Source organism: Phenylobacterium sp. T106 (assembly GCF_057219735.1).
Window position 1 is genome coordinate 271,685 of sequence record NZ_JBXVWA010000002.1, and the last position, 24,892, is coordinate 296,576.

The window sequence follows — 24,892 nt, forward strand, 5'->3', positions numbered from 1 at the left end:
ACGGAAAGGGGCAGGCAACGTCCACTTTCGACCCGTTGCGGACCTTGCCTCCCCCGTCGCGGCAGCGACGGCGGGAGGGGGGGAGGGGGCGAGCCGCTGGCAGGGGCGACCGTTCAGGCTTTATCTCGCTCAGCGGGCGCCGCTCGCCCCCTCCACCCCCCGCTCTCCAGCCGGCTCGCGCCGGCTTCGGCGGGCGGTCCCCCTCCCGCCGCTTCGCGGGGGAGGTAAGGCTGTCGGATGATCAAGCAATCCGCCTCAGGGCGCTTCCGCCGGGCGGGGCTCTGAGGGCCGCCCGTCAGCCGCCGAAGGTCTTGCGGACGCGGAAGTAGAAGCTGCGCCCGGCCTTGTAGGTCCGGTCGTCGACAGCCGGCGCGCCGCCCTCGCTGCGGGGACCGGCGTACGCATAGACCGTGCGCCGCAGGTCGCGGGCGGTGAAGTTCTCCAGCTCGACGCGGATGTTCAGGTCCGGCCGGGGCCGCCACTCGGTGAACGGCTGAACGAAGGTGCGCAGCTTGGTCGTCTGGATCAGGTTGTAGCGATAGGACGTCTCGCGCCACCCGCCGAACGCATTGACCCCCCAGCTCAGGTTCCAGGCGGTGACGTCCTGGGTGAAGTTGAGGTTCCAGTCGATGGGGTGCAGGTTCGAGATCTCGCGCGAGACGAGGGTCGTCGGGTCGGTGACCTTCGTCCATCGCCGGGTCACGTCGCCCTTGAGCGTCGCGCCGCGCAGGCCGATGCGGTCCAGGGGCAGGTTGTATTCGACCGCCAGCTCGTCCTTCGTCCCGTCGCCGATGTTGGCGGGCCGGTCGAAGATGCGGCCGTCCGACGCCGTCACCGGGCCACGGTCGATGGCGTCCTTCAGCTCGAAGCGTCGGTAGGTCAGCGTCACCGAGCCCTTGTCCCAGAAGCGCTGTTCGAGGGCGACCTCGCCGACCCAGGCCTGTTCGGGATTGAGGTCCGGGTTGCCGGCCGAGACGCCCGCGTCGCTGTTCAGGCGGGAGTCGGCGACGAAGTCGTCGAAGTTGAGCTGCCCGACCTCGCGCTCGATCCGCGCCCGCAACTGGGTCTGCGGCCGCACGTCCCACGCAACGGCCAGGCGCGGCTTCAGGTAGCGGAGCGTCTTCTCGAGCTGGACGTCGCCGTCCGACGAGATCGTCGTGTGCTCCCAGCGGAGGCTGGCGTCGATCGCCCAGCCGGGAAGCGGCCTCCAGGCGCTCTTGGCGAAGACTTCCCGGCGGTCTTCCTCGACCTCGACGTTGGCCGCGGGCAGCGGCACGGGGGCGCCGTTGCTGGTGACGCTGGTGCGGCTGTCCAGCTTGTTGATCGCGGTCTCCCCGCCGGCCTCGAACGAGAGCCGGTCGTTCCAGCGGTACTTGCCGACGGCGCGGGCGATGGTCTCGCTCGACTCGCGGTCGAGCTCGAACGTGCTGCTGTCGCCGTCGGAGAAGCTCGCCAGGATCGGGCGCTTCCGATCGGTCCGAAGGCCCACCAGCTCGAGGGTGGTGCGGGGACCGAACGGGCGCGTGAAGTTCGCGCCCACCTCGCTGTCCTCGCGCCGGAAGTAGTCGAGCGACGTCTCGACCAGCGGATTGACGACGCCGACGATGTCGGTCTCCTCGCCCTTGTACTTCTCGCGGAAGTACCGGCCGTTGAGCTTGAGCTTCCCGCCGGCGAGGGGCGTCTCGAAGGCGCCGGTCAGGAAGCCGTTCAGGACGTCCCCCTCGCCCTGGATCCGCACCGGCGTCACCACGCCCGTGCGGCTGATCCGGACGCCCGGGCCGTCGCCGATGCCGTCGTCGTTGCCCTTGCCGGCGAACCCTGCCAGCTCCCAGCGCCGCGGCCCCCAGGACCCGGACGCCTCGACGCGCGTGGCCATCAGCGTCCGGCCGTCCTGCGTATGGTTCTGGGAGAACGCCGTCAGCAGCCGGGCGGCGCCGCCGGGCCGCTTGATCACATTGGCCAGCACGGTCTTGCCCTGCATGTCGATGCCGGGCGCGCCCCCGCGGATGATGTCGATCCGCTCCACGGCGCCGGCGGGCAGACGGCGGAGGATCTGCTCGAGGTCGTCGGTCTTCGAGGCCGGGCGCGCCCCGTCGATCAGAACGTTGCCGGCCGAGCCTTCGTAGCCCCGCACGCCGGACCCGCCGTCGAAGGTGAAGCCGGGCAGGCGATCGACCATCTCCATGGCGTTGCTGGGGGAATAGGCCACGAAGAACGACGCCGGATAGCTGATCACGCCCTGCTGCGTGGCAGGCGCGGGCGCAGCGGCGACCGCCGCCTGCGCGAGGACGTGGATAAGCATGGAACTCTCCCTTGGCGGCAAGACGTGCCCCGCGCCGCGGGCCGCAGGCGAGTTAAATGCCTGTAAGGTGGATTAAATGATCGACATGTTCTCCGCAGCGCCAGGACGGCGCGCGACCGCTGCCGGTCGATCGGCCGGCCTGCGGCGGCGAGGCGGGGGCCGGGCGGCGGCGGTCAGACCGCCGTGCCGCCCACCGTCAGGCCGGTGATCTTGAGCGACGGCTGGCCCACGCCCACCGGCACGCTCTGGCCCGACTTGCCGCAGACGCCCACGCCGGGGTCGAAGTCGAAGTCGTCGCCGATCATCGTCACGCGGGTGAGCGCGGACGGCCCGTCGCCGATGAGCGTGGCGCCCTTCACCGGCGCGCCCAGCCGGCCGTCCTCGATGAGGTAGGCCTCGGTGCACTGGAAGACGAACTTGCCGTTGGTGATGTCCACCTGGCCGCCGCCGAAGTTGCCGCAGTAGAGCCCCCGCTTCGTGGACGCGATCATCTCCTCGCGGCTGGCGCTGCCGCCCAGCATGGCCGTGTTGGTCATCCGCGGCATCGGCATGTGGGCGTAGGACTGGCGGCGCGCGTTGCCGGTGGCGGCCATGCCCATCAGCCGGGCGCTCATCCGGTCGTGCATGTAGCCCACCAGGACGCCGTCCTCGATCAGGATGGTGCGTTCGGTCGGCGTGCCCTCGTCGTCGACGGTCAGCGAGCCGCGTCGGCCGGGCAGGGTCCCGTCGTCGAAGACCGTGACGCCCGGCGCGGCCACCCGTTCGCCGATCCGCCCGGAGAAGGCCGAGGTGCCCTTGCGGTTGAAGTCGCCCTCAAGGCCGTGGCCCACCGCCTCGTGCAGCAGCACGCCGTTCCAGCCGGGGCCCAGCACCACGTCCATCTCGCCGGCGGGGCAGGGGATGGCGTCCAGGTTGGTCAGCGCCTGGCGGAGGGCCTCGTCCACCTGCGCCTGCCACTTGTCGGCGCTGATCCAGGCCTCGAAGCCCGCGCGGCCGCCCGCGCCCGTGGACCCCTGCTCGCGGCGGCCGTCCCGCTCGACGGTGACCTGCACGTTGATGCGGCAGAGCGGACGCACGTCGCGGATCAGCCGGCCGTCGGCCCGCAGGATCTCCACGGTCCGCCGTTCGCCCGCGATGGAGGCCATGACCTGCACCACCCGGGGGTCGCGGGCTCGGGCCCAGGCGTCGATCTCCTGCAGCAGGGCGACCTTGTCGGAGAAGCCGGGCGAGGCCAGCGGATTGTCCTCGCCGTACAGGCGGGCGTTGGTGGCGCGCGGCGCCTCGGCCGCGACGCCGGCGTAGCCGCGCTTGGCCAGCTTGGCCGAGTCGGCGGCGCGACGGATCGCCGCTTCCGAGACCTCCGAGGCGTGGGCGTAGCCGACGGTCTCGCCCGCCACCACGCGAAGGCCGAAGCCCTCGGTGGCGTCATAGGCGGCCGACTTCAGCCGCCCGTCGTCGAACAGGAACGATTCGCTCTCGGAGTGCTCGACGAACAGTTCGCCGTCGTCGGCGCCCGCCAGGGCGTCGGCGAGGATGTCCTGGGCGCGGGCGGGATCGACGCCGGCGGCGTCGAGGAGCGAGGCGGCGGGGAGAGGCGCGTTCATGCCCCCGAACATAGGCGCCGCCGGGCGCTGAAGCCAGCGCGGCCGGGCGTCGCGACGGCGCGCCACGGCGCGGAGCCGAGTCGCGGAACGGCCCGTCGCGGGGTCCTCGCCGAACAGGGGTTCGCTCTCCGCGCGCCCTTCCGCGCTGCGAACGCCTTGGCAAGCCCAAGCGATGCGCGTATGGACCCCCGCGAAGGGGCGATCCGGGCGGCGCAAGACGACGCTCGTGCGTCCCCACTTTGGGAGCCGGCGGAGGTTTCCCGCCCGTCCTGGGGGGCGTCGCCGGCTCAAGCAGACCGAGGGGACATGAAGTCGAGCTTTCAGGGATGGCGGGCGCGGGCGGGCGGAGCCCTCGCGGGCCTGTCGACGGCGCTCATGGGCGCGGCGGCCTGGGCCAGCGACCGCTTGGGCGAGCCGACGCCGGGCGGGATCGACCTGCAGCCGGGCGTCAGCCCGCTGCGCCACGAGGCGATCTTCTTCCACAACGTGATCCTGCTGCCGATCATCACGCTGATCACGATCTTCGTCCTGATCCTGCTGGTCATCGTGATGGTGCGCTTCAACAAGCGCGCGAACCCGGTGCCGGCCAAGTTCAGCCACAACACGACGCTCGAGGTGGCCTGGACACTGATCCCGGTCCTGATCCTCGTGTTCATCTCGATCTTCTCGTTCCGGCTGCTGTTCGCCTACAACGACATGCCCAAGCCGGACGTGACGATCAAAGCCGTCGGCTACCAGTGGTACTGGGGCTACGAGTATCCCGACCACAAGATCGGCGAGTACGTCTCCAACATCCTGCCCGAGGACAAGGCCAAGGCGCAGGGCGTGCCCTTCCGCCTGGCGGTGACCGACCCGATCGTGGTGCCGGTCAACAAGGTGGTGCGGGTGCAGGTGACGGGCGCCGACGTCATCCACGCCTTCGCCGTGCCGGCGTTCGGCATCATCACCGACGCCATTCCCGGCCGCCTGAACGAGACGTGGTTCAAGGCCGAGAAGGTCGGCACCTACTACGGCAACTGCCGCGAACTCTGCGGCGTCGACCACGCCTTCATGCCCATCGCGGTGAAGGTGGTGACGCAGCCCGAGTTCGACGCGTGGGTGGCCAGCAAGGGCGGGACCGTCCCGGGCTCCGCGCCGGCCGCGGCTCCGCCGCCGGCCGCCGCCTCGGTCGCCCCGAACGCCGCCGCCGCCGGAACGCCCGCCGCCGCGACCTCGCCGGTGAACCCGGCCGCGCCGGCTCCCGCGACCCCCGAACCCAAGGCGCCCGCCGCCGCCACGCCTGCGCCCAAGGCGCCGGCCGCCGCGAACTAACTCCAGGACACGCGTAAGATGGCACAAGCCTCAGCCGCTCACGATCATCACGATCACGACCACAAGCCGGGCTTCTTCACCCGCTGGTTCCTGTCCACGAACCACAAGGACATCGGCACGCTGTACATCCTGTTCGCCATCATGGCGGGCCTGGTGGGCGGCGCGCTGTCGGGCCTCATCCGCTGGGAACTGGCCGAGCCGGGCCTGCAGGTGTTCGCGCCGGGCAGCCTGCTGGCGCAGACCGGCCTGATCGAGGCCACGAAGCACGGCTACAACGTGGTCGTCACCGGCCACGCGCTGATCATGATCTTCTTCATGGTCATGCCCGCGATGATCGGCGGGTTCGGGAACTGGTTCGTGCCGCTGATGATCGGCGCGCCCGACATGGCCTTCCCGCGGATGAACAACATCTCGTTCTGGCTGCTGGTCTCCGCCTGGATCCTGCTGCTGGTGTCGATGTTCGTCGACGGCGGGCCCGGGAAGGGCTTCGGCGGCGGCTGGACGCTCTATCCGCCGCTCTCCACGTCGGGCCACACCGGGCCGGCCATGGACTGCGCGATCCTGTCGGTCCACCTCGCGGGCGCCAGCTCGATCCTGGGCGCCATCAACTTCATCACCACGATCTTCAACATGCGCGCGCCGGGCATGACCCTGCACCGGATGCCGCTGTTCGTCTGGTCGATCCTGGTGACCGTGTTCCTGCTGCTGCTCTCGCTGCCCGTGCTGGCCGGCGCGATCACGATGCTGCTCACGGACCGCAACTTCAACACGCACTTCTTCGACGCCGCCGGCGGCGGCGACCCCGTGATGTTCCAGCACCTGTTCTGGTTCTTCGGGCACCCGGAAGTGTACATCCTGATCCTGCCCGGCTTCGGCATGATCAGCCACATCGTCTCCACCTTCAGCCGCAAGCCCGTCTTCGGCTACCTCGCCATGGCCTACGCCATGGTCGCCATCGGCTTCATCGGCTTCGTCGTGTGGGCCCACCACATGTACACGGTCGGCATGGGCATCGAGCTGCGCGCCTACTTCGTGGCGGCCACGATGGTCATCGCGGTGCCCACGGGCGTGAAGGTGTTCTCGTGGATCGCCACGATGTGGGGCGGGTCCATCGACTTCAAGACGCCCATGCTCTGGGCGATCGGCTTCATCTTCCTGTTCACGGTGGGCGGGGTGACGGGCGTGGTGCTGGCCAACGCCGGCATCGACTACAGCCTGCACGACACCTACTACGTCGTGGCGCACTTCCACTACGTTCTCAGCCTGGGCGCGGTCTTCGCGATCTTCGCCGGCTTCTACTACTGGTTCGAGAAGATGTGGGGCGTGAAGTACAACGAGTTCCTCGGCGCGGTGCACTTCTGGATCACCTTCGTCGGCGTGAACCTGATCTTCTTCCCGCAGCACTTCCTCGGCCTGCAGGGCATGCCGCGCCGCTACGTCGACTATCCGGACGCCTTCACGTACTGGAACCAGGTCTCGACGGTGGGCTACATGATCACGGCCGGGGGCGTGGTGGTGTTTCTGCTGGTGCTGGCCGAGGCTGCGATCCGCCGCCGCAAGGCCGAAGCCAATCCGTGGGGCGAAGGCGCCACGACGCTGGAGTGGACGCTGCCGTCGCCGCCGCCGTTCCACCAGTTCAACGAACTGCCGGTGGTCAAGCCGGACGCCCACTAAGGGGCCGATCGCCCTGGCCCGGTTCTGGAGCCCGTCGCTCTGGGGAAGGACATCCTTCCTCTGGGCGGCGGGCTTCGCCGTTCTGGGCGCGGCCACCTGGGCCAGCGGACGGCTGTCCGGACGCCGCTTCCCGGCCGGGGCCGCGCAGGACGGAGACGCGGCGGCGTACTACGTGGCGGCGCACATCCACTATCTGCTGCTGGCGGGCGGCGCCTTCCTGGCCTTCGCTCTCATCTACATGGCCCTCGAACGGGCGCGCCGCGGGCGCCGCCGGCGCCTGCTGGGCGGCCTGCACTTCGCCGCCACCTTCGCCGGCGTGAACGCGATCTTCCTGCCGCAGACCGTGCTGGGGCTCGCGCCCGGCCTCGCGGCGGGCGCCGACGGCCTCGGCGGCTTCTTCCTGTTCAACGGCGTGGCCAGCGCGGGCTACGTCGCCGTGCTCGCCGGACAGCTGTTTTTCGTCGCGGCCCTCTTCGACGCCTTCCGTCGCGAGCCCATATCGGGATAGAGAGGCGCGCCCCGTCGCAAGGTGTAATCCTGAATGGCCATGGCATCGGCCCAGACAAACGTTCGCGCCCCGGCCCGCTGGCAGGACTACCTCCAGCTGCTGAAGCCGCGCGTGATGTCGCTGGTGATCTTCACCGCGCTGACGGGACTGGTGTGCGCGGGCGCGCCGATGAACCCGATCCTCGCGGCCGTGGCGATCCTCTGCATCGCCGTGGGCGCCGGCGCGAGCGCGGCCCTGAACATGTGGTTCGACGCCGACATCGACGCCAAGATGCGCCGCACCCGCGGCCGCCCCGTGCCCGCGGGCAAGGTGCAGGGCGCCGACGCACTCGGCCTGGGCGTCACCCTGTCGCTGCTGTCGGTGATGATGATGGGCGTGGCCACCAACTGGCTCGCGGCCGGCCTCCTCGCCTTCACCATCCTCTTCTACGCCGTCGTCTACACGATGTGGCTGAAGCGCTGGACGGCGCAGAACATCGTCATCGGCGGACTGGCGGGCGCGCTGCCGCCGGTGATCGGCTGGGCGGCGGCGACCGGCACGGCACCGCTGAACGCCTGGCTGCTCTGCGCCATCATCTTCATGTGGACGCCCCCGCACTTCTGGGCGCTGTCGCTCTACACCTCCGAGGACTACGCCAAGGCCGGCGTGCCGATGATGCCGGTCGTCAAGGGCGCGAAGTCGACCCGGGCGCAGATCCTCGCCTACAGCCTGCTGCTGATCCCCGTCTGCGTGGCGCCCGCGTTCACCGGCCTGGGCGGGCCCGTCTACCTGGCGGTCTCGGCGCTGGGCGGCCTGGTCTTCCTGCTCCTAGCCTGGCGGCTGTTCCGCAGCCAGGCCGGCGAGGCGGCCGATCCGCGCAATGACGACGGCCTGTACGACGTCCGGGCCGGCGCGCGCGACGCCCGCAACCTGTTCGCCTTCTCCATCCTCTACCTGGCCCTGCTGTTCGCCACCCTGCTGGGCGAGCACCTGGCCGGCCTGAAGCCGCTGGAGCTCCTCTAGATGAGCGATCCCAACCGCGAGGACGAGGACTTCGCCAAGGCGCGGCGCGGGCGCAACATCGCCATCGCGATCGGCCTCGTGGTCTTCATCGTCCTCGTCTACGTCGTCACCGTTGTCCGCATGGGCGCCAATGTCATCGACCGACCGATCTGATCCCAACGCCCGAAACCGCCGGGTCGCCATCATCTGCGCCTGCGTGTTCTTCGGCATGGTCGGCGCCGCGTTCGGCTCGGTGCCGCTCTACCGGGCGTTCTGCCAGATCACCGGCTTCGACGGCGCCACGCGTCGGGCCGACAAGGCGTCCGACACGGTGCTGCGCAAGACCATCGTCGTGCGCTTCGACGCCAATGTGCGCGACCTGCCGTGGTCGTTCACCGCCGACCAGACCTCGCAGACGGCCAAGATCGGCGAGACCAAGCTCGCCTTCTTCAAGGTCACCAACAACTCGGACAGGCCGATCACGGGGCGGGCCATCTACAACGTCGTGCCGGAGCAGGCCGGGCCCTACTTCCAGAAGCTCCAGTGCTTCTGCTTCACCGACCAGACCATCCCGCCGAAGACCACGGTCGACGTGCCGGTCCTGTACTTCATCGACCCGAAGTACGCCGAGGACATCAACACCAAGGGCAAGCCCGAGGTGACGCTGAGCTACACCTTCTTCCCGTCCACGACCGCCGCGTCGCAGCAGGCCCCGAACCCCGCGGCGAAGAAGCTGACCCCGCCGGCGAAGAGCTGATCCCGCCGCTGCTGCCAAGGTTGGCAGCAGCCGTTCGGCACGCTCCCTCCTCGAGGATCACGAGGAGGGAAACCCATGGACCTGGATCGTCGCCTGATCGTCGGGGCCGCGGCCGCACTGGTGGCGGCCGCCCCGTCGCGCCCGCAGGCCGGGGAGAAGCCCGCCGCCAGACCGGGAGACTTCGACTTCCTCGCCGGCGAGTGGAAGATCCGCCAGCGCCGCCTCAAGGCTCCCGGCCAGTGGGACGAGTTCGACGGCGAGGCGACCTGCTGGACGATCCTGGGCGGCGTGGGCAGCGTGGAGGAGCTGCGGATCCCGGCGCGGGACTTCTCGGGTCTGGGGCTGCGCCTGCTGGACGTGAAGCAGCAGGTTTGGGTCGACCATTGGGTCAATGCGAAGAGCGGGGTGCTCGCCCTCCCGGGCATGAGCGGCGTCTTCATCGATGGAGACGGGGTGTTCACCGCCGACGACGAGGAGGACGGAAAGCCGGTGAAGTACCGCGGTCTCTGGGACCAGATCCGCGCCGGTTCGCACCGCTGGAGCCAGTCGGTGTCGCGCGACGGCGGCCGGACTTGGGACGACAACTGGGTGATGCAGTGGTCCAGGGCGTGACACGGCGTCCTTTCCCCCTTGGCGAACCGTTCAGGCCGGGGCTATAGCGTCCCGCAACTTGGACTGCGCGCGACTCTGTCGCCGCGGGGGAATTTCTGAGGGGCTGAGAGCGCGATGGCCGCTGGCGTGAAGCACGACTACCACCTGGTCAATCCGAGCCCGTGGCCTCTCGTGGGCTCGATGGCGGCCACGGTCATGGCGCTGGGCGGCGTCGCCTGGATGAAGGGCCTGTTCGGACTGCCGGAAGGCACGTCCTGGCTGTTCTACGCGGGCCTCGCGGGCGTGCTCTTCACCATGGTGGGCTGGTGGGCCGACGTGGTGAAGGAGGCCAACCAGGGCGACCACACCCCGGTGGTCTCGATCGGCCTGCGCTACGGCATGGTGCTGTTCATCGCCTCGGAGGTGATGTTCTTCGTCGCCTGGTTCTGGATCTTCTTCGAGATGGCCCTGTTCCACGGCAACCGGACCATGGCGCCGATCTCCGAGGTGGCCGAGGCCTGGAAGACCTTCCCGCCCGCCGGCGTCGAGACGGTCCCCGCCTTCCAGCTGCCGCTCGTGAACACGCTGACGCTGCTGCTGTCCGGCACGACCGTGACCTGGGCCCACCACGCGCTGCAGCAGGGCGACCGCCGCAGCGCCAAGATCGGCCTGGCGCTGACGATCGCGCTGGGGATCCTGTTCACCGCGATCCAGGCCTACGAGTACAGCCACATCTTCGGCCACCACTACTTCTTCGGCGAGGGCAAGGAGAACTCCGGCCTCTACGGCTCGTCCTTCGTCATGGCCACCGGCTTCCACGGCTTCCACGTGCTGGTCGGCACCATCTTCCTCATCGTCTGCCTGATCCGGCTGATGGGGACCGGCTTCTCGCCGAAGCAGCACTTCGGGTTCGAGGCGGCGGCCTGGTACTGGCACTTCGTCGACGTGGTCTGGCTCTTCCTGTTCGCGTTCGTCTACGTGATCTTCGGGGCGTCGGGGCACTAGGCCTGAGGCGTTGAGCAAGCCCAATCCGGTTCTGTCGGGGGTTCGCGGACGCTGCCCCAACTGCGGCGAGGGCTACCTCTTCGACGGCTTCCTCAAGGTGGCGCCGGCGTGCGAGGCCTGCGGCTACGACTTCGCCAAGGCGGACTCGGGCGACGGGCCGGCGGTGTTCGTGATCCTCATCGCCGGCTTCATCGTGGCCTTCGCCGCGGTCTTCACCGAGTTCGCGGTCCATCCCCCCATCTGGGTCCACCTGCTGCTGTGGCTGCCCCTCACCCTGGTGCTGTCACTGGGCCTGATGCGCCCCCTCAAGGGCGCGATGCTGGCCGCGCAGTTCATGAACAAGGCCTCCGAAGCGCGCCATGACGGCTGACGCCCGGCGGGGTTTTCCTGTCGGCCTGACCGTCGCGGTGGCGGTCGCCTTCGCCATCCTCCTGGCGCTGGGAACCTGGCAGGTGCAGCGCCTGCACTGGAAGGAAGCCCTGCTGGCCCGCGTGGCCGCGCTGCAGGCCGCTCCCGCGCAGCCCGTGGGCGCCGTGCTGGATGCGGCCGCGCGGGGGGCCGAGGCGGACTTCACGCGCGTCACCGCGACCTGCCCCGGCCTGGCGTCCGCGCCCTTCCTCGAGCTCTACGGGCTGAGGGAAGGGCAGGCGGGCGTGCGGCTGGTGTCGGCCTGCCGCGTGGAAAGCGTCGCCTATCGCAGCGTGCTGGTCGATCGCGGCTTCGTCGCCGACACCGTGTCGGCCCGACCGCCCGTGGACGCCGCGAACACGGCGCCGGTGACCGTGGTCGGCGTGCTGCGCCGGCCGGATCCGGCCAACCTCTTCTCGCCGGCCAACACGCCTCGCCAGTGGTACGTGCGCGACCTGCCGGCCATGGCCGCGGCCCTGAACGCGCCCCAGCCCGCGCCCGTAACGCTGATGGCCGAGACCTCCACCAATCCCGACTGGAAGGCCCTGACGCCCGCGCCCATCCCGGCCGAGATCGCCAATCGGCATCTGGAGTACGCGGTCACCTGGTACGGCCTTGCCGGGGTGCTGCTCGCCGTCTATGCCGCCCTGCTCGCAAAACGGCGGAAGAGCTGATGCGCTACGTTTCCACCCGCGGACAGTCACCGGCCGTGGGCTTCACCGACGCCGTCCTGGGCGGGCTCGCGCCCGACGGCGGGCTCTATGCCCCCGAGACCTGGCCCACCTTCACCAAGGCAGAGCTCGCGGCGTTCGCCGGCCGGCCCTACGCCGAGGTCGCCGCGGCCGTGCTGGGCCGCTTCGCCGGGGACGAGGTCGAACCCGCCGAACTGCTGCGGATGTGCGAGGAGGCGTACGGCACGTTCAGCCACAAGGCCGTGACGCCGATGACCCAGATCGGCCCGCAGACCTTCATCCTCGAGCTGTTCCACGGTCCCAGCCTGGCCTTCAAGGACGTGGCCATGCAGATCCTGGCCCGGCTCTACGACCACTTCCTGGGCCAACAGCGGCGCAGCCAGACCATCCTCTGCGCCACCTCGGGCGACACCGGCGGCGCCGCCGTCGAGGCGTTCCGCGGCGCGCGCAATGTCCGCGTCGTGGCGATGTTCCCGGAAGGCCGCATCAGCGAGGTCCAGCGGCGGTTCATGACCACCGCGCCCGAGGCCAACATCGCCTGCCTGTCGGTGCAGGGGACGTTCGACGACTGCCAGGCGATCCTGAAGGACGCGTTCCAGGACAAGGCGCTGCGCCAGGCCGTGGACCTGGCGGCGGTCAACTCGATCAACTTCGCCCGGATCGCCGCCCAGGCGGTCTACTACTTCACGAGCGCGGCGGCCCTGGGCGCCCCGGACCGTCCGATCAACTTCGTCGTGCCCTCGGGCAACTTCGGCGACGCCTTCGCCGGCTTCGTCGCGATGAAGATGGGGCTGCCCATCAAGCGGATCGTCGTGGCCACCAACGCCAACGACATCCTGGCGCGCGCGTTCGCCACCGGGCGCTACGCCCGCGGCGCGGTGCAGGCGACCATTTCGCCCGCCATGGACATCCAGTCGGCCTCGAACTTCGAGCGGCTCTACTTCGAGTGCGTCCAGCGCGACGCCGTGGAGACGACCCGCGCCTTCGAGGCCTTCGCCAGGACCGGCGCCATCGACATCCCGCCCGCGGCGCTGGGCGCCATGCAGCAGGTCTTCACCGGCGTGGCGATCGGCGACGACGAGGCCTTCAAGACCATCGTCTCGACGCTGAACGAGACCGGCGAACTCATCGACCCGCACACGGCCGTGGCCGTGGCCGCGCTGAGCCACGCGCCGCTCGAGGGCCCGACGGTGGTGCTCTCGACCGCCCACCCCGCCAAGTTCGCGGAAGACGTGCTGAAGGCGTCGGGCGCGGCGCCGGCCCTCCCGCGCGGCGCCTCGAGCCTCGCGGACCGGCCCGAGCGGTTCGACCGGCTGCCCGCCGATCCGGACACCATCAAGGCGTACGTCCGCGCCTTCGCCGAAAGCTGAGCGCTTGCCGCCCAGGGTCCACACCCTCTCCAACGGTGTCCGTGTCGTCTGCGATCCGCTGCCCGGCTGGCAGACGGTGGCGCTGTCCGTCGTGGCGGGCCGCGGCGCGCGGTTCGAGGACGAGGCCCGGTCGGGCTGGTCGCACCTCCTGGAGCACATGGTCTTCAAGGGCGCCGGCGGCCGCTCGGCGAAGGACATCGTCGAGGTGATCGAGGCCGAGGGCGGCCACATCAACGCCTCCACCGGCTACGAGCGCACCAGCTTCCAGGTCCGCGCCCTGGCCCACGGCCTGGACCTGGGCTCGGCGGTGATCGCCGACCTGGTCCAGCGGCCCGCCATGGACGCCGCCGACCTCGCCCGTGAGAAGCAGGTGGTGGGCCAGGAGATCGCCGAGGCGGCCGACACGCCAGACGATCTCGTCTTCGAACTGGCCCAGGCCGCCGCCTTCGACGGCCAGCCGCTGGGCCGGTCCATCCTGGGGACGACCGGCTCCATCAAGGGCGCCACGCCCGAGACGCTCGGCGGCTGGCGCGCCGCGCTCTACGCGCCGGACAGGCTCGTGATCAGCGCGGCCGGCGCTGTCGACGAGGACGACCTCCTGCGGCTGGCCGAGCGCGACTTCGGCGCGGCCGGCGCCGCGGGCCTGCCGCCGCCCGCCGCAGGCGCCTTCGTCGGCGGCGTGCGCACCGTGGCCAAGCCGCTGGAGCAGGCGAACGTCGTCCTGCTGCTGCCGGCGGTGGGGGTGATGGACCCCGACTACTTCGCCCTGCGCCTGCTCGCCGAGATCCTCGGCGGCGGCATGGCCTCGAGGCTGTTCCAGGAGGCGCGGGAGAAGCGCGGGCTGGCCTACGCCATCGACGCCTACAGCGAGACCTATGCCGATGTGGGCGTCCTGGGCGTCTTCGCCGGGTGCGACGCGCGCGACGCGGCCGAGCTCGCCGAGGTCACCGTGGGCGAGCTGCGCGGCATGCTCGAGCCCGCGGGCGCCGCCGAGCTCGCGCGCGCCAAGGCGCAGCTCAAGGGCGGCATGTTCATGGGGCGCGAGTCGGCGCTCGCGCGCGCCGAGCACGCCGCGGGCCAGGTGCTGCTGTTCGGCCGCGCCCTGGACCCGGAGGCCGTGGCGGCCGAGGTCGACGCCGTGACGGCCGATCAGCTGGCGGACCTGACGCGGAAGATCCTGGCGCCCGGCAAGGCCGCCGTGGCGATCCTGGGTCCCAAGGCCGCCCTGGGCGCGGCCGAGACCTTCCAGGCCTCGCTTTCCCGCTAGGTTCAGAAGATCAGCGATTTCGACGGCTTCCGACCGTCCCGGCGAATGCCGGGACCCAGATCCACGTGCGGGATCGTGATGGGAAGGGCTCCGAGCCCACGGGAACCTCATCTGAGCCATTCCACCTGGATCCCGGCCTTCGCCGGGATGACCGGGTACTGGGTCCGGACCCCAGGCCGCTCGCGAGCTCAGGCGGCGGGCGGCTGGCCGATCAGGCGCCCCAGGGCGTCCAGGTACTGGGCGAAGGCGGCGCGTCCCTCGGCGGTGAGGCGCACCTGGGTGCGCGGCTTGCGGCCCAGGAACCCCTTCTCGATGGTGACGTAGCCCGCGTCCTCCAGCTTGCGCAGCTGGACCGACAGGTTGCCCTGGGTGACCTCGAGCACCGCCTTCAGCTCGTTGAAGTCGGCCACCTCGGCGTTGGCCAGATAGGCCATGACCCCCAGCCGCAGGCGGCCGTGGATGACATCGTCGATCTTGCCGATGTCGAAGCGCGGCGCCATCGGCTCAGCCGATCCTCGCGTTGCGCATCATGATCCAGCCCGGGGCGAGCATGAAGACGAGGAAGCCGACGCCGGCCGCCCCGATGAACAGCGGGAAGTTCTGGTAGGCGACCCCGACGGCCATGGCTGCGGCCGTCACGAACCAACCCAGGGCGACGACGCCGAACCAGGCGCGCCGCCGCAGGGCGTAGATCACCAGCCAGGCCGTCCCCTGCAGCACCATGACGGTGCAGGGATAGATCAGCCAGACGGTGAGGCTGGCCTCGCGCCAGGCCACCACGCCCACCACGAAGACCAGCACCAGGTTCGCGATGCCGATGGCGCCCAGCACCGCGCCGATCGCCTTGGCCGTCGCGCCGGCGAGGGGTTTGCGCGTCGCGCGGTCGGCCGCGATGATCCAGGCGAGCAGGACCAGGAACACGACGGTGGGCCCGAGCCCGATCAGCAGGGCGGGCAGGCCGCTCTCCGCGATCCAGCCCAGGGCCTGCGCCGCATGCAGGATCATCTGCAGGCCGTAGCAGAGGCCGGCGGTGAAGTAGGCCTGGCCGAACGAGCGCTGGAACGCGCCGGGCGTCTCGACCAGCGCCCGCATGTAGGCGAGGTCGTCCCGGGCGGTGTCGGCGGGGCTCATCGGGCGGTCTCCAGCAGGCCGGTGGACTTCGGCGCGCGCCAGGGGACCCGCCGGCCGTTGAGCCAGGCGCCCAGGATGGTGTGGCGCACGAGCAGTTCGTAGCTGGCGAACATCACCGCGAACCCGACCCCGAGGACGACGCCGAACTTCGCCAGCGCCGGCCAGTCGTGGCGCGACAGCCAGGCCTGGAGGACGATCACGATCGGCAGGTGGATCACGTAGATCCAATAGGACGAGTCGGCGACGTAGCGCCGCACGGGGCTGTGGTCGGACAGGAACCGCAGGGCCAGGCCGATCACGGCGAAGGTCCAGGTCCAGATCGCCACGGCATAGGCGGCGGCCTGCAGCGCCTTCTCCAGGCCCGGCGGTTCCGGCGCGGTCACCGGCGTCAGACCCAGGCGGGCGAGCAGCGCCGCCGACAGGGCCAGGGCGATCGAGAGGTTCAGCGGCCAGCGGGCCTGCAGTCCGGAGAGAAGCGACGGCTGCCGGTGCAGTAGCCAGCCCAGGCCGAAGGCGAGGCCGAACTGCGTCGCGGCGACCGCGTTGGGGATCAGGCTCTGGTCCGGCGTCGGCACGCCGAAGAACGCCAGCCAGCCGGGCTGCAGGTAGCAGAGGGTCGCCGCCGGCGCCGCCAGGAGAGCGGGCGCGGCAGGGCTCGCGACCACCGCCGCGACGACGCGGTCGAGCGCGCGCCGCAGCGGCCCCGCCGCGTCCAGCCTGGCGACCGCGCTCCGCGCCAGCAGGACCGCGGCGTAGAGGATCAGCAGCACGTACAGGAACCACAGGTGCGTCAGCGGGAAGGCCAGCGCCGGCGGCGGCCCCGCCGACGGCGCCGGCGGCGCCTCGGTGGGGAAGGTCCCGGTGGCCACGTAGACCCCGTAGCCTATGCCGATCACGATCCCCGCGATGACCAGCGGCCAGAACACGACCAGGGGCAGGGCGATCCGCTTGAGACGGTCGACGATGAACCCTTTCGCGCCGCGCCGGTGGAACGTCATGTGCGCGAAGAAGCCGGCGATCAGGAAGAAGGTGGTCATCCGGAAGATGTGGGCCACGAAGAACAGGGCCGAGAGCGCGGGCGAGGCCTGGTTGTCCTCCACCACCCACACCTGCGGGCCCGGCAGGAAGGACATGGTCGCGTGGAAGACCACGCCCAGCATGAGGGCGTAGCCGCGAACCGCGTCCAGGCCGTGCAGACGTTCCGTGCCGGTGGTCATCGCCGTCCTCCCAGAAGGCGCCGGGCGCGGACCGCCGCGCCCGGCGAGTGTGAACGATGGGGCTTGGGAGCCATCGTGAGGTCAGGGGTATATCAACTAGTCTATATCGTAAACTAGTTTGTGAGAGGTCGGGCACTCTTGACCCACGGGCAAATTGCGCGACCCTCCCGCCATGGCCCTGCTGGACTGGATCGCGCCGGAAAGCGGCCTTCGCGTCGAGGGCGAGGGGGTCTGGCTGCGGCCGCCCCGGGCCGCCGACTATGCCGAATGGCGCGAGCTGCGCGCCGTCAGCCGGGCTTTCCTGCAGCCGTGGGAGCCCACCTGGCCGGCCGACGATCTCTCGCGCGCCGCCTTCCGACGCCGGCTGCTGGCGTACGCCCGCGACCGCGAGGCCGGCGTCGCCTATCCCTTCTTCGTCTTCCGCGCCTCGGACGACGCCCTGACGGGCGGCATCACGCTCTCCAACGTCCGCCGCGGCGTCGCCCAGATGGGGTCGGTGGGCTACTGGTGCGGCCGCCCCTTCACCCGCCAGGGCATGACCCTGAGCGCCGTGAAGGCCCTCTGCGAGTTCGCCTTCCGCACCCTGGCGCTGCACCGGCTCGAGGCCGCGTGTATCCCGGAGAACACGCCCTCGCGCACGCTCCTGCAGAAGGCGGGCTTCTCGGAGGAGGGTTTCGCTCAGGCTTATCTTAAAATTAACGGCGTCTGGCGAGACCATGTGCTGTTCGGCCGCCTCACCCCCTACCGGGGCCACGAGGGGCCGGACGACGGGGTGTCGGTCTAGCCGGCCGGCGCCTGGGACACGGACAGGCGCAACTCTAGGACCGAATGGCCAACGACCGCTGGATGTGGGACGCCACGGCCACCCTCGAGGCCCTGGGCGCGGCTGAGGTCGCGCTCTGGGTCTGGGAGCCGGAGAAGGATCGCATGCGGCTGATGGGCGCCACCCGCGCCCTCGGCCTAGGCCCCCTTGCGCCCGATTGCTCCTCGGCCGCCCTGCGCGCGCTCGCCCTGCCCCAGGACCGCGCCATCGCCGACGACGTGCTGCGGGTCCAGCCGCCCGGGACCGAGGTGGCCGTGCGCCTGCGCATGCGCGGCGGGTCGCCGTGCATCTGGCGCGGCGTCTGGCTGGAGGAGGGCGTCCGCGCGGCGGGCGTCGTCGCCGCCGAGGTCCGCTTCGCCGCCTCCGGGATCGACCACCTGACCGGTCTCTGCGACCGCAAGAGCTTCATCACCCTGGCCCGCGAGCGTCTGGCGACGCCCGGCCAGCACGAGCTGATCGTCGCCGACCTCGACCGCCTGCGCCGCCTGAACGAGGCCCTGGGCCACGAGCGGGCCGACCTGGTGCTGGCCGCGCTGGGCTCGCGGCTGGCCGCCGCCTTTCCGCCCGGCGCGGTGCTCGCCCGCATCGGCGAGGACGAGTTCGCCGCCTTCGCGCCCGTGGGCGTCTCGCCCGGCGCCGAGAGCCTGCGCCGCGCCCTGGAGCAGCCGCTGCGCGTGGCGGGCTTCGACATCCACCCGACCCTGTCCATCGGGGCGGTCGAGGCCACGGGCGGCGAGGACGCCCCCGACGCCGCCGAGCTCCTGCGCCGCGCCGAGCTGGCCGTCGAGGCCGCCAAGTCCAACGGCCGCGGCGGCGCCGCCGCCTACGGCCGCGGCCTGGAGACCGACGGGCTGTCGCGCCTGGCGCTCGAGGGCGACCTCAAGGGCGCCATGCGCCGGGGCGAGCTGACGCCGTTCTACCAGCCCATCGTGCGGCTCTCGACGGGCGCCCTGTCCGGCTTCGAGGCCCTGGTGCGCTGGCGCCACCCCCGGCGCGGCCTCCTGATGCCCGAGCAGTTCCTGCCGCTGCTCGACGAGATGGGGCTGATGCCCGAGCTGGGCGCCATGATGATGCGCGAGGCCGCGCAGCAACTCGCCGTCTGGCGCAAGCGCCACCGCGCGGCGGGCGAACTGACCGTGGCCGTGAACCTCTCGACCGGCGAGATCGATCGCGCCGACCTCGTCGCCGACGTGGCGGCGATCCGGGCCGAGACCGGCCTCCCGCCCGGCGCGCTGAAGCTGGAGGTCACCGAGGGCGACGTCATGCGCGACCCGGACCGCGCCGCCGTGATCCTGGGCGAGCTCCGCGCCGCCGGCGCCGCCCTGGCCCTGGACGACTTCGGCACCGGCTTCTCGTCGCTGAGCTACCTGACGCGGCTGCCCTTCGACACCCTGAAGATCGACCGCTACTTCGTGCGCACCATGGCCACCAACGAGGGTTCGGCGAAGATCGTCTCGTCGGTGGTGAAGCTGGGGCAGGACCTGGCCATGGAAGTGGTGGCCGAGGGCGTCGAGAACGCCGGCATGGCCCGGCATCTGCTGAGCCTCGGCTGCGACTACGGCCAGGGCTTCGGCTACGCCCCGGCGCTCAGCGCCCAGGAAGCCGAGGTCTACCTCAACGAAAGCTACGTCGACGGCGCCGCCCCGGTGAAGGCCCGCGGCTGACGCGGGCCGCCAGGGGATGCTCCCCGCTGGGTGAGCTCGCGACGCGGGAGAGGCTCTACGCCCGCCCGGCCTCCGCCGACAGGAATTTGGGATCGACGCCCAGCTTCTCCAGCGCCCGGGCCCACTTGGTCTCGTGGTCCTCGCCGAACACCAGCGTCTCGTCGGCCTCGACGGTCAGCCAGACGTTGTGCCGGATCTCGTTCTCCAGCTGCCCGGCGCCCCAGCCCGCATAGCCCAGCGCCAGGATCGCCCTGCGCGGGTGGCGGTTGTGGCTCGCCATGGCCTCCAGCACCTCGCGCGTGGTGGTGAGGGCGAGGCCGCCGTCCACGCCCAGGCTGTACTGGGCGCGATAGTCGTCGGTGTGCAGCACGAAGCCGCGCTCGACCTCCACCGGTCCGCCCATCAGCACCGGATCGTCGTCCATCTGCGCCGTGACCTCGATCTCCAGGCGCTCCAGCAGGTCGGGCACCGTCAGCCCCTCCACCGGGCGGTTCACGGCGATGCCCATGGCGTGGTCGGAGTCGTGGGCGCAGACCAGGATCAGCGCGCGCTCGAAGCGCGGGTCGCCGATCCCCGGCATCGCGATCAGCAGCTGGCCCGACAGGAACGCGCTTTCCATTCCCCGCAAGATTCGGGCGGAACGTGGCGACTTCAAGGGTGCATCGTCGGCATCTGCGAAATGCGGCTTACGATCCGCCGACTTTCCCGGTTATCTGCGGCTCCGATCCCTTCGAAGGAGACCCCCATGACGATCAAGGTTGGCGACAAGCTGCCGAACGTGACCCTGACCCAGGCGACCGCCGAGGGGCCGAAGCCGGTGCAGACCGACGAGTTCTTCAAGGGCCGCACCGTGGCCCTCTTCGCCGTGCCCGGCGCGTTCACGCCCACCTGCTCGGCCAAGCACCTGCCCGGCTTCAAGCAGCTCGCGCCCGACCTGAAGGCCAAGGGCGTGGACGAGATCGCCTGCCTGTCCGTGAACGACGCTTTCGTGATGCGCGCCTGGGGCGAGGACCAGGCCGTGGGCGAGGACATCGTCATGCTGGGCGACGGCAACGGCGCCTTCACCGACGCCGTGGGCCTCGGCATGGACGGCTCGAAGTTCGGCATGGGCAAGCGCTCCCAGCGCTACTCCATGATCGTGAAGGACGGCGTGGTGAAGGAGCTCAACGTCGAGCAGGGCGGCGAATTCCGCGTCTCGGCGGCCGACTACCTGCTGGCGCAGCTCTGATGCGGGCGCGGGGCCTCGCGCTGCTGGCGGCGCTGCTGACGGCGTTCGCGCCCGCGGCGGCCGGTGCGCGCGGGCCCCGCGTCAACTCCGACGAGTACAGGAAGAGCTGGGGCCTCGAAGCGATCGGGGCCCGGGCGGCGTACGAGGCCGGCCTCACCGGCAAGGGCGTGACCGTGGCGCTGGTGGACTGCGGCTTGGCCGACGCGCAGCGCGACCTGATGCGCAACGTCTCCCGCCGCTCGCGCGACGTGGTCGAGGGCCGCGCCACGCCGGTCACCGATCGCCACGCCGCCTACGTGGCCGGACCGCTGGCCTCGGCGCTGGACGGACGCGGGATGGTGGGCGTGGCCTACAACGCCACCGTGCTGCAGATCCGCGCCGACGTGGACGGCGGCGGCCTGGACGGCGCCTGCGCGTTCCGGCCCAGCGACCTGGCCCGCGCGCTGGACTACGCCGCCGAGCAGCGGGCGCGCATCGTCGTCCTGCCGCTGCAGCACGGAAAGCCGCTGGGCGCGCGCTTCGAGGCGGCGCTGGAGCGCCTGATCGCGTCCGGCGCGGTCGTGGTCATCGCCGCCGGCAACCGCAACGGCCCGGACCCCAGCTGGCCGGCGCGCTACGCGATCGATCCGCGCTTCCAGGGCGCGATCGTGGTCGCCGGCGCCTCCAGCTACTACGGCATGATCACCAGCTGGTCGAACCGTGCGGGCCTGGTGAAGCCCTGGTTCATCGCCGCCCCCGGCGAGTGGGTGCTCACCGACTGCCGGGGCAAGTGCAAGCTGGTGTCGGGGACCTCGTTCTCCACGTCGTACGTGGCGGGCGCCCTCGCTCTGATGATGGAGGCCTGGCCGCAGACGAGCGGCCGCGACCTGATCGCCCGGCTTCTGGACACCGCCCGCGACGAGGGGCCGGCGGGCGTCGACGAGGTCTACGGGCGCGGCCTGCTGGACGTCGCCCGCGCCTTCGGCGGCTGATGAGCGGGCGCGCCGGTCAGGCCCACGCCGCGCGGGGTTGCGACGCCGCGGTCTCGACGACCTCGTGCGTGAACACTTCGAAGCTCGCGAGCCTCGCCGGGCCGAAGCTGGTGCTGATGGCGACATCGGTGGCGTCGCGGCCCACGGCCATCAGGATGCGGCCGATCCGCGGACGGTTGTGCCGGGCGTCGAAGGTGCGCCAGGCGCCGCCGAGGTAGACTTCGAACCAGGCGCTGAAGTCCATGGGCGCGTCCGAGGGCGGCACGCCGATGTCGCCCAGGTAGCCGGTGCAGTACCGGGCGGGGATGTTCATGCAGCGGCACAGGGCGATGGCCAGGTGGGCGAAGTCGCGGCAGACGCCGACCTGCTCTTCATGCGCCTCCCAGGCGGTCCGGGTGTCGCGGGCGTGGGGATAGCCGAAGGCGATGCGCGCGTGGGCGTAGTCCACGATCGCCTGGACGCGCGCCCATCCGGGCGGCGTGTTTCCGAACAGCCGCCAGGCGAGGTCGCTCAGGTGCTGGGTCTCGCAGTAGCGGGAGCCGAGCAGGAACAGGATCACGTCGTCCGGCAGGTCCTCGATGGGATGCTGGCAGGCGTCGGGCGCGCTCGGATCGGGCTGGCCCGTGTCGCGGATGATGAAGTCGCTGCGCAGCGTGATGAGGCCGGCGGGAGCCGTCACCCGGCTGCAGACGTTGCCGAAGTCATCGACATATTGCCGGATGGGGGTCGCCGGAGTGGCGGACAGGACTTCGGGCGTCTCGAGCTGGCCGCGCCGTTCCGGGCGGATGCTCAGCATCAGGAGCAGGGGCGTGGGCGCCGGGCACTCGAAGGCAATCTCAAATCCGGCTCTGATCCGCATGGCGTCCTCTAAATGACCTGCTGCGCAATTCCTTTCTCTTCAATCGGTTGCGTATCGGCGGGATCGTGAGCGCAAATCGCCACCTCGACATCGAGGCCGATGAAATCGGAGGCGAAGCCGGACCAGCTTCCGTGCAGCGGGACGGCGTCGCGGGGGTTCGCGACCGCGGCCACGCGGATCAGCCCGCGAGCTCCGATGATCCCGTTGGTCGGATCGAAGTCGCACCATCCCACCTCGGGAAGGTAGGCGCGGGCCCAGGCATGGGTGTGCCCACCGCCCGTCGGGGCGCCGCCGCCCGGCGCGCCGTAGACGTAGCCCGAGACGAACTGGGCCGCGAGGCCGTGGCGGCGGGCGGCCGTCATCAGCAGGACCGCGAAGTCGCGGCAGCTCCCGCGCCGGCGCTCGAGCGTCTCGGCCGCCGGCTGGGGCTTGCCGGACACCCGCAGCTCGTACGCGAACTCGTCGCGGATGGCGTGCGTCATGTCCGAAAGCAGGGTCGCGATGCGGGTGCGGCCGACGGGCTTCAGGAAACGCCGCGCCCACTGGTCCACCTCGGAGTCGCCGGCGTCCGCGGCGCTCCCGACGAACGGGCTCAGCGCATGGGCGTCCCCGGGGGCGTAGGCGAAGCCGTGGGCCCCAAGGACGGTGTCGTCGTCCTGCACGCTGGCGCAGCGCTCGGGCCGATGCTCCACCTCGGCCCGCAGGACGAATTCCAGATGGTCCGCCCGTCCCTCGAACCGCGCGGCGGTCACGGCGGCGTTGCTCAGGTCGTGGATCGTCCGCACGAGCGAAGGCTCGGGCGTGATCGTCAGATCGGCGGACAGGACGTGCTGGTCGAACGACTCCATCGGCCGCGCCATCGCCCGGTGCTCGCCCAGGGCGACCGGGTTGCGGTACCGGTACGTGGTCCGATGAAGAAGGGAGACACGCGGCATTGACCCATCGCGCCGACGATTCCGGGTCGCCGTCCACGCGACCGGCTGCCGCTGCGGAGGAAAGTCCCGTGGCTGTGCTGAATCCGGGCGCCCCTTCGGGCTTTCTGCTCGTGGGCGATCATGCGGGCGACGCGATACCGCCGCGGCTCGGCGACCTGGGCGTGGGGCCGGCCGACCGGGCGCGTCACATCGCCTGCGATCTGGGCGTGGCCGCCCTGGGCCGCGCCCTGTCCGTCCGGCTGGACGCGACGTTCATCAGCCAGCGCTACTCGCGCCTGGTCATCGACTGCAACCGAAGCCCCGACCACCCGCAGTCGATCGCGGAGACCAGCGACGGCACGTTCGTCCCCGGCAACGCCGCGCTCGGCGACCGCGAGCGGGCCCGACGGCGGCGGGAGATCTTCGAGCCCTACCATGCCGCGATCGCCGCTGCGCTGGACGCTCGGCCGGGGCGGCGGCTGGTGTCGCTGCACTCGTTCACCCCCGTGATGCAGGGCCAGCGCAGGCCCTGGCGCCTGGGCGTGCTGCACCGTGACGACTCCCCGCTCAGCCGGTCCGTGCTCGCGCGGCTGCGCGGCCGCCTGGGCGAGGCGGTGGGCGACAACGAGCCCTACCGCATGGACGACACCGACTTCACCGTGCCGCACCACTGCGATCCCCGCGGGCTCGACTATCTGGAGCTGGAGGTGCGGCAGGACGAACTCGCCCACCCCGACGGCGTCGCCGCCATCGCCGCGCTGGTCGCCGACGCGCTGGCGTGAGGCGGGGCTCCTCCCCGGCGGGGGAGGGAAATTCGAGTGTTCGTCGGCTAGTCTCCGCCGCCATGAGCAATCGCGGGCGACCTCGCCATGGTGATGTCCTGACGCCGGCCGAGTGGCGCGTCGTCGAAGCGGTCCGGCACGGCCTGACGAACGGCCAGATCGCGGCCCGCCGGCGGATCAGCCTGGATGCGGTCAAGTTCCATGTCGCCAACGCGATCCTGAAGCTCGGCCTGGACGACCGCGCCGCGCTCCGCGCCTGGACCGGCGTTCGGCGGGACAGCAACCTGGGACGGAGGGTCTCCCAAATGGACGCGCAGCCAGCGCTTGGCCCGGTGGGTCAGATTTCCCGGTCGGTGAGGCGCGTGGCCGAGGCCGAAGCCTGGTATCGGGACGTGGTCGGCCTTCCCCACCTCTTCACCTACGGCCCGCTGGCCTTCTTCGACTGTGGGGGCGTGCGCCTGTTCCTGGAGGAGGGCCCGGTCAAGGCGGAGTCGGTGATCTATTTCCGGGTCCCGGACATCCGCGCCGCCCACGCGGAGCTGGAGCGGCGGGGGGCGCGGTTCGTGTCGGCCCCGCACCTGATCCACACCCACGAGGATGGAACGGAGGAATGGATGGCCTTCTTCCACGATCCGGAAGAACGCCCGCTCGCCATCATGTCGCAGGTGGCCGCCGGCTGAGCTGCGACGGCATAGGGCGCCGAGGCCTGCGCCTCCGGCTTGTCCGTCTTCTGGATGCCGAGCCGCCGCCCGCCCGCCCGCACTGGACGCGGCCCGGCTTCATGCGTTCAACCCCGTTGGACGCGCTACGGCGTATGTCCCCATGCAGGCTCG

At 71.1% G+C, this 24,892-nt stretch carries 26 protein-coding genes; 18 read left to right on the top strand and 8 right to left on the bottom strand.

Features of this window, described 5'->3' with window-relative positions; all coding sequences use genetic code 11:
* Positions 1-295: 295 nt before the first annotated feature.
* Positions 296-2,302, bottom strand: a complete 2,007-nt coding sequence (locus AC2D8W_RS06000) for a TonB-dependent receptor plug domain-containing protein (RefSeq protein ID WP_484670772.1) — start codon at positions 2,300-2,302, stop codon at positions 296-298.
* 173 nt (positions 2,303-2,475) lie between these two features.
* Positions 2,476-3,906 (bottom strand): metalloprotease TldD, encoded by a 1,431-nt coding sequence (tldD, locus tag AC2D8W_RS06005; RefSeq protein WP_484670773.1) that lies wholly within the window; start codon positions 3,904-3,906, stop codon positions 2,476-2,478.
* Between the two features lie 306 nt (positions 3,907-4,212).
* On the opposite strand from tldD, the gene coxB reads away from it, so the two are divergent.
* From coxB to AC2D8W_RS06065, 12 genes are all read left to right on the top strand, one after another.
* Positions 4,213-5,217, top strand: coding sequence for a cytochrome c oxidase subunit II (gene coxB / locus AC2D8W_RS06010; RefSeq protein WP_484670774.1), 1,005 nt, complete (start codon positions 4,213-4,215; stop codon positions 5,215-5,217).
* 18 nt (positions 5,218-5,235) lie between these two features.
* Positions 5,236-6,891, top strand: a complete 1,656-nt coding sequence (ctaD, locus tag AC2D8W_RS06015; protein WP_484670775.1) for a cytochrome c oxidase subunit I — start codon at positions 5,236-5,238, stop codon at positions 6,889-6,891.
* An 82-nt stretch (positions 6,892-6,973) separates the two neighbouring features.
* Positions 6,974-7,399, top strand: coding sequence for a cbb3-type cytochrome c oxidase subunit I (locus AC2D8W_RS06020; protein ID WP_484671047.1), 426 nt, complete (start codon positions 6,974-6,976; stop codon positions 7,397-7,399).
* 33 nt (positions 7,400-7,432) lie between these two features.
* Positions 7,433-8,401 (top strand): heme o synthase, encoded by a 969-nt coding sequence (gene cyoE, locus AC2D8W_RS06025; protein ID WP_293480198.1) that lies wholly within the window; start codon positions 7,433-7,435, stop codon positions 8,399-8,401.
* Positions 8,402-8,554, top strand: a complete 153-nt coding sequence (locus AC2D8W_RS06030; RefSeq protein ID WP_293480196.1) for a hypothetical protein — start codon at positions 8,402-8,404, stop codon at positions 8,552-8,554.
* A complete protein-coding gene (locus AC2D8W_RS06035) occupies positions 8,532-9,137 on the top strand; it encodes a cytochrome c oxidase assembly protein (RefSeq protein WP_293480194.1) in 606 nt (201 codons plus the stop codon). The genes AC2D8W_RS06030 and AC2D8W_RS06035 overlap by 23 nt, the downstream gene beginning before the upstream one ends.
* A gap of 75 nt (positions 9,138-9,212) precedes the next feature.
* Positions 9,213-9,749: a hypothetical protein gene (locus AC2D8W_RS06040; protein WP_484670776.1), complete on the top strand. Its 537-nt coding sequence runs from the start codon at positions 9,213-9,215 to the stop codon at positions 9,747-9,749.
* A 114-nt stretch (positions 9,750-9,863) separates the two neighbouring features.
* Positions 9,864-10,733, top strand: a complete 870-nt coding sequence (locus AC2D8W_RS06045) for a cytochrome c oxidase subunit 3 (RefSeq protein ID WP_293480191.1) — start codon at positions 9,864-9,866, stop codon at positions 10,731-10,733.
* A 10-nt stretch (positions 10,734-10,743) separates the two neighbouring features.
* Positions 10,744-11,103 carry a DUF983 domain-containing protein gene (locus AC2D8W_RS06050; RefSeq protein WP_293480189.1) on the top strand — a complete coding sequence of 120 codons (360 nt, stop codon included), beginning with the start codon at positions 10,744-10,746 and terminating at the stop codon, positions 11,101-11,103.
* Positions 11,093-11,815, top strand: a complete 723-nt coding sequence (locus AC2D8W_RS06055; protein ID WP_484670777.1) for an SURF1 family protein — start codon at positions 11,093-11,095, stop codon at positions 11,813-11,815. The genes AC2D8W_RS06050 and AC2D8W_RS06055 overlap by 11 nt, the downstream gene beginning before the upstream one ends.
* Positions 11,815-13,203, top strand: a complete 1,389-nt coding sequence (gene thrC, locus AC2D8W_RS06060; RefSeq protein WP_484670778.1) for a threonine synthase — start codon at positions 11,815-11,817, stop codon at positions 13,201-13,203. Before AC2D8W_RS06055 ends, thrC begins: the two co-directional genes overlap by 1 nt.
* A 4-nt stretch (positions 13,204-13,207) precedes the next feature.
* Positions 13,208-14,470 carry a M16 family metallopeptidase gene (locus AC2D8W_RS06065; RefSeq protein ID WP_484670779.1) on the top strand — a complete coding sequence of 421 codons (1,263 nt, stop codon included), beginning with the start codon at positions 13,208-13,210 and terminating at the stop codon, positions 14,468-14,470.
* A 188-nt stretch (positions 14,471-14,658) separates the two neighbouring features.
* Here the strand turns inward: AC2D8W_RS06065 and AC2D8W_RS06070 are convergent, their stop codons facing one another.
* From AC2D8W_RS06070 to AC2D8W_RS06080, 3 genes are read right to left on the bottom strand one after another with little or no spacing between them, the layout of a single operon-like run.
* Positions 14,659-14,970, bottom strand: coding sequence for a winged helix-turn-helix domain-containing protein (locus AC2D8W_RS06070; protein ID WP_293480181.1), 312 nt, complete (start codon positions 14,968-14,970; stop codon positions 14,659-14,661).
* A 4-nt stretch (positions 14,971-14,974) separates the two neighbouring features.
* The gene (locus tag AC2D8W_RS06075) at positions 14,975-15,601 is read right to left on the bottom strand and encodes a hypothetical protein (RefSeq protein WP_293480179.1); all 627 of its coding nucleotides are present in this window, start codon (positions 15,599-15,601) and stop codon (positions 14,975-14,977) included.
* Positions 15,598-16,818: an acyltransferase family protein gene (locus AC2D8W_RS06080; protein WP_484670780.1), complete on the bottom strand. Its 1,221-nt coding sequence runs from the start codon at positions 16,816-16,818 to the stop codon at positions 15,598-15,600. Before AC2D8W_RS06080 ends, AC2D8W_RS06075 begins: the two co-directional genes overlap by 4 nt.
* A 172-nt stretch (positions 16,819-16,990) precedes the next feature.
* Here AC2D8W_RS06080 and AC2D8W_RS06085 point away from each other — a divergent pair, with 172 nt between their 5' ends.
* A complete protein-coding gene (locus tag AC2D8W_RS06085) occupies positions 16,991-17,602 on the top strand; it encodes a GNAT family N-acetyltransferase (RefSeq protein ID WP_293480175.1) in 612 nt (203 codons plus the stop codon).
* Between the two features lie 44 nt (positions 17,603-17,646).
* Positions 17,647-19,305 (top strand): putative bifunctional diguanylate cyclase/phosphodiesterase, encoded by a 1,659-nt coding sequence (locus tag AC2D8W_RS06090; protein WP_484670781.1) that lies wholly within the window; start codon positions 17,647-17,649, stop codon positions 19,303-19,305.
* Positions 19,306-19,360: 55 nt separating this feature from the next.
* On the opposite strand, the gene AC2D8W_RS06095 is transcribed toward AC2D8W_RS06090, so the two are convergent.
* Entirely contained in the window at positions 19,361-19,924 is a 564-nt protein-coding gene (locus tag AC2D8W_RS06095) for a YqgE/AlgH family protein (RefSeq protein ID WP_484670782.1), read from the bottom strand.
* Between the two features lie 126 nt (positions 19,925-20,050).
* Here AC2D8W_RS06095 and AC2D8W_RS06100 point away from each other — a divergent pair, with 126 nt between their 5' ends.
* Positions 20,051-20,533: a peroxiredoxin gene (locus tag AC2D8W_RS06100; RefSeq protein ID WP_293480170.1), complete on the top strand. Its 483-nt coding sequence runs from the start codon at positions 20,051-20,053 to the stop codon at positions 20,531-20,533.
* A complete protein-coding gene (locus AC2D8W_RS06105; RefSeq protein ID WP_484670783.1) occupies positions 20,533-21,504 on the top strand; it encodes a S8 family peptidase in 972 nt (323 codons plus the stop codon). Before AC2D8W_RS06100 ends, AC2D8W_RS06105 begins: the two co-directional genes overlap by 1 nt.
* Positions 21,505-21,520: 16 nt before the next feature.
* On the opposite strand, the gene AC2D8W_RS06110 is transcribed toward AC2D8W_RS06105, so the two are convergent.
* Both AC2D8W_RS06110 and AC2D8W_RS06115 read right to left on the bottom strand, forming a co-directional pair.
* Complete coding sequence (locus AC2D8W_RS06110) at positions 21,521-22,363, bottom strand: transglutaminase-like domain-containing protein (RefSeq protein ID WP_484670784.1); 843 nt, start codon at positions 22,361-22,363, stop codon at positions 21,521-21,523.
* Positions 22,364-22,371: 8 nt separating this feature from the next.
* Complete coding sequence (locus AC2D8W_RS06115) at positions 22,372-23,298, bottom strand: transglutaminase family protein (protein ID WP_484670785.1); 927 nt, start codon at positions 23,296-23,298, stop codon at positions 22,372-22,374.
* Between the two features lie 68 nt (positions 23,299-23,366).
* On the opposite strand from AC2D8W_RS06115, the gene AC2D8W_RS06120 reads away from it, so the two are divergent.
* The gene (locus AC2D8W_RS06120; protein ID WP_484670786.1) at positions 23,367-24,059 is read left to right on the top strand and encodes an N-formylglutamate amidohydrolase; all 693 of its coding nucleotides are present in this window, start codon (positions 23,367-23,369) and stop codon (positions 24,057-24,059) included.
* Between the two features lie 62 nt (positions 24,060-24,121).
* The gene (locus AC2D8W_RS06125; RefSeq protein ID WP_484670787.1) at positions 24,122-24,739 is read left to right on the top strand and encodes a LuxR C-terminal-related transcriptional regulator; all 618 of its coding nucleotides are present in this window, start codon (positions 24,122-24,124) and stop codon (positions 24,737-24,739) included.
* The last annotated feature ends 153 nt before the right edge of the window (positions 24,740-24,892 follow it).

Excerpts from the sequence above, each read along its gene's own strand:
- AC2D8W_RS06070 (WP_293480181.1), bottom strand. The coding sequence starts at position 14,970 with ATGGCGCCGCGCTTCGACATCGGCAAGATCGACGATGTCATCCACGGC.
- AC2D8W_RS06105 (WP_484670783.1), top strand. The coding sequence starts at position 20,533 with ATGCGGGCGCGGGGCCTCGCGCTGCTGGCGGCGCTGCTGACGGCGTTC.
- AC2D8W_RS06115 (WP_484670785.1), bottom strand. The coding sequence starts at position 23,298 with ATGCCGCGTGTCTCCCTTCTTCATCGGACCACGTACCGGTACCGCAAC.
- AC2D8W_RS06090 (WP_484670781.1), top strand. The coding sequence starts at position 17,647 with ATGGCCAACGACCGCTGGATGTGGGACGCCACGGCCACCCTCGAGGCC.
- AC2D8W_RS06085 (WP_293480175.1), top strand. The coding sequence starts at position 16,991 with ATGGCCCTGCTGGACTGGATCGCGCCGGAAAGCGGCCTTCGCGTCGAG.
- thrC (WP_484670778.1), top strand. The coding sequence starts at position 11,815 with ATGCGCTACGTTTCCACCCGCGGACAGTCACCGGCCGTGGGCTTCACC.
- tldD (WP_484670773.1), bottom strand. The coding sequence starts at position 3,906 with ATGAACGCGCCTCTCCCCGCCGCCTCGCTCCTCGACGCCGCCGGCGTC.
- AC2D8W_RS06035 (WP_293480194.1), top strand. The coding sequence starts at position 8,532 with ATGTCATCGACCGACCGATCTGATCCCAACGCCCGAAACCGCCGGGTC.
- AC2D8W_RS06030 (WP_293480196.1), top strand. The coding sequence starts at position 8,402 with ATGAGCGATCCCAACCGCGAGGACGAGGACTTCGCCAAGGCGCGGCGC.
- AC2D8W_RS06075 (WP_293480179.1), bottom strand. The coding sequence starts at position 15,601 with ATGAGCCCCGCCGACACCGCCCGGGACGACCTCGCCTACATGCGGGCG.
- ctaD (WP_484670775.1), top strand. The coding sequence starts at position 5,236 with ATGGCACAAGCCTCAGCCGCTCACGATCATCACGATCACGACCACAAG.
- AC2D8W_RS06055 (WP_484670777.1), top strand. The coding sequence starts at position 11,093 with ATGACGGCTGACGCCCGGCGGGGTTTTCCTGTCGGCCTGACCGTCGCG.
- AC2D8W_RS06125 (WP_484670787.1), top strand. The coding sequence starts at position 24,122 with ATGAGCAATCGCGGGCGACCTCGCCATGGTGATGTCCTGACGCCGGCC.
- AC2D8W_RS06100 (WP_293480170.1), top strand. The coding sequence starts at position 20,051 with ATGACGATCAAGGTTGGCGACAAGCTGCCGAACGTGACCCTGACCCAG.
- AC2D8W_RS06040 (WP_484670776.1), top strand. The coding sequence starts at position 9,213 with ATGGACCTGGATCGTCGCCTGATCGTCGGGGCCGCGGCCGCACTGGTG.
- AC2D8W_RS06095 (WP_484670782.1), bottom strand. The coding sequence starts at position 19,924 with ATGGAAAGCGCGTTCCTGTCGGGCCAGCTGCTGATCGCGATGCCGGGG.
- AC2D8W_RS06110 (WP_484670784.1), bottom strand. The coding sequence starts at position 22,363 with ATGCGGATCAGAGCCGGATTTGAGATTGCCTTCGAGTGCCCGGCGCCC.
- AC2D8W_RS06045 (WP_293480191.1), top strand. The coding sequence starts at position 9,864 with ATGGCCGCTGGCGTGAAGCACGACTACCACCTGGTCAATCCGAGCCCG.
- AC2D8W_RS06000 (WP_484670772.1), bottom strand. The coding sequence starts at position 2,302 with ATGCTTATCCACGTCCTCGCGCAGGCGGCGGTCGCCGCTGCGCCCGCG.
- cyoE (WP_293480198.1), top strand. The coding sequence starts at position 7,433 with ATGGCCATGGCATCGGCCCAGACAAACGTTCGCGCCCCGGCCCGCTGG.
- coxB (WP_484670774.1), top strand. The coding sequence starts at position 4,213 with ATGAAGTCGAGCTTTCAGGGATGGCGGGCGCGGGCGGGCGGAGCCCTC.
- AC2D8W_RS06080 (WP_484670780.1), bottom strand. The coding sequence starts at position 16,818 with ATGACCACCGGCACGGAACGTCTGCACGGCCTGGACGCGGTTCGCGGC.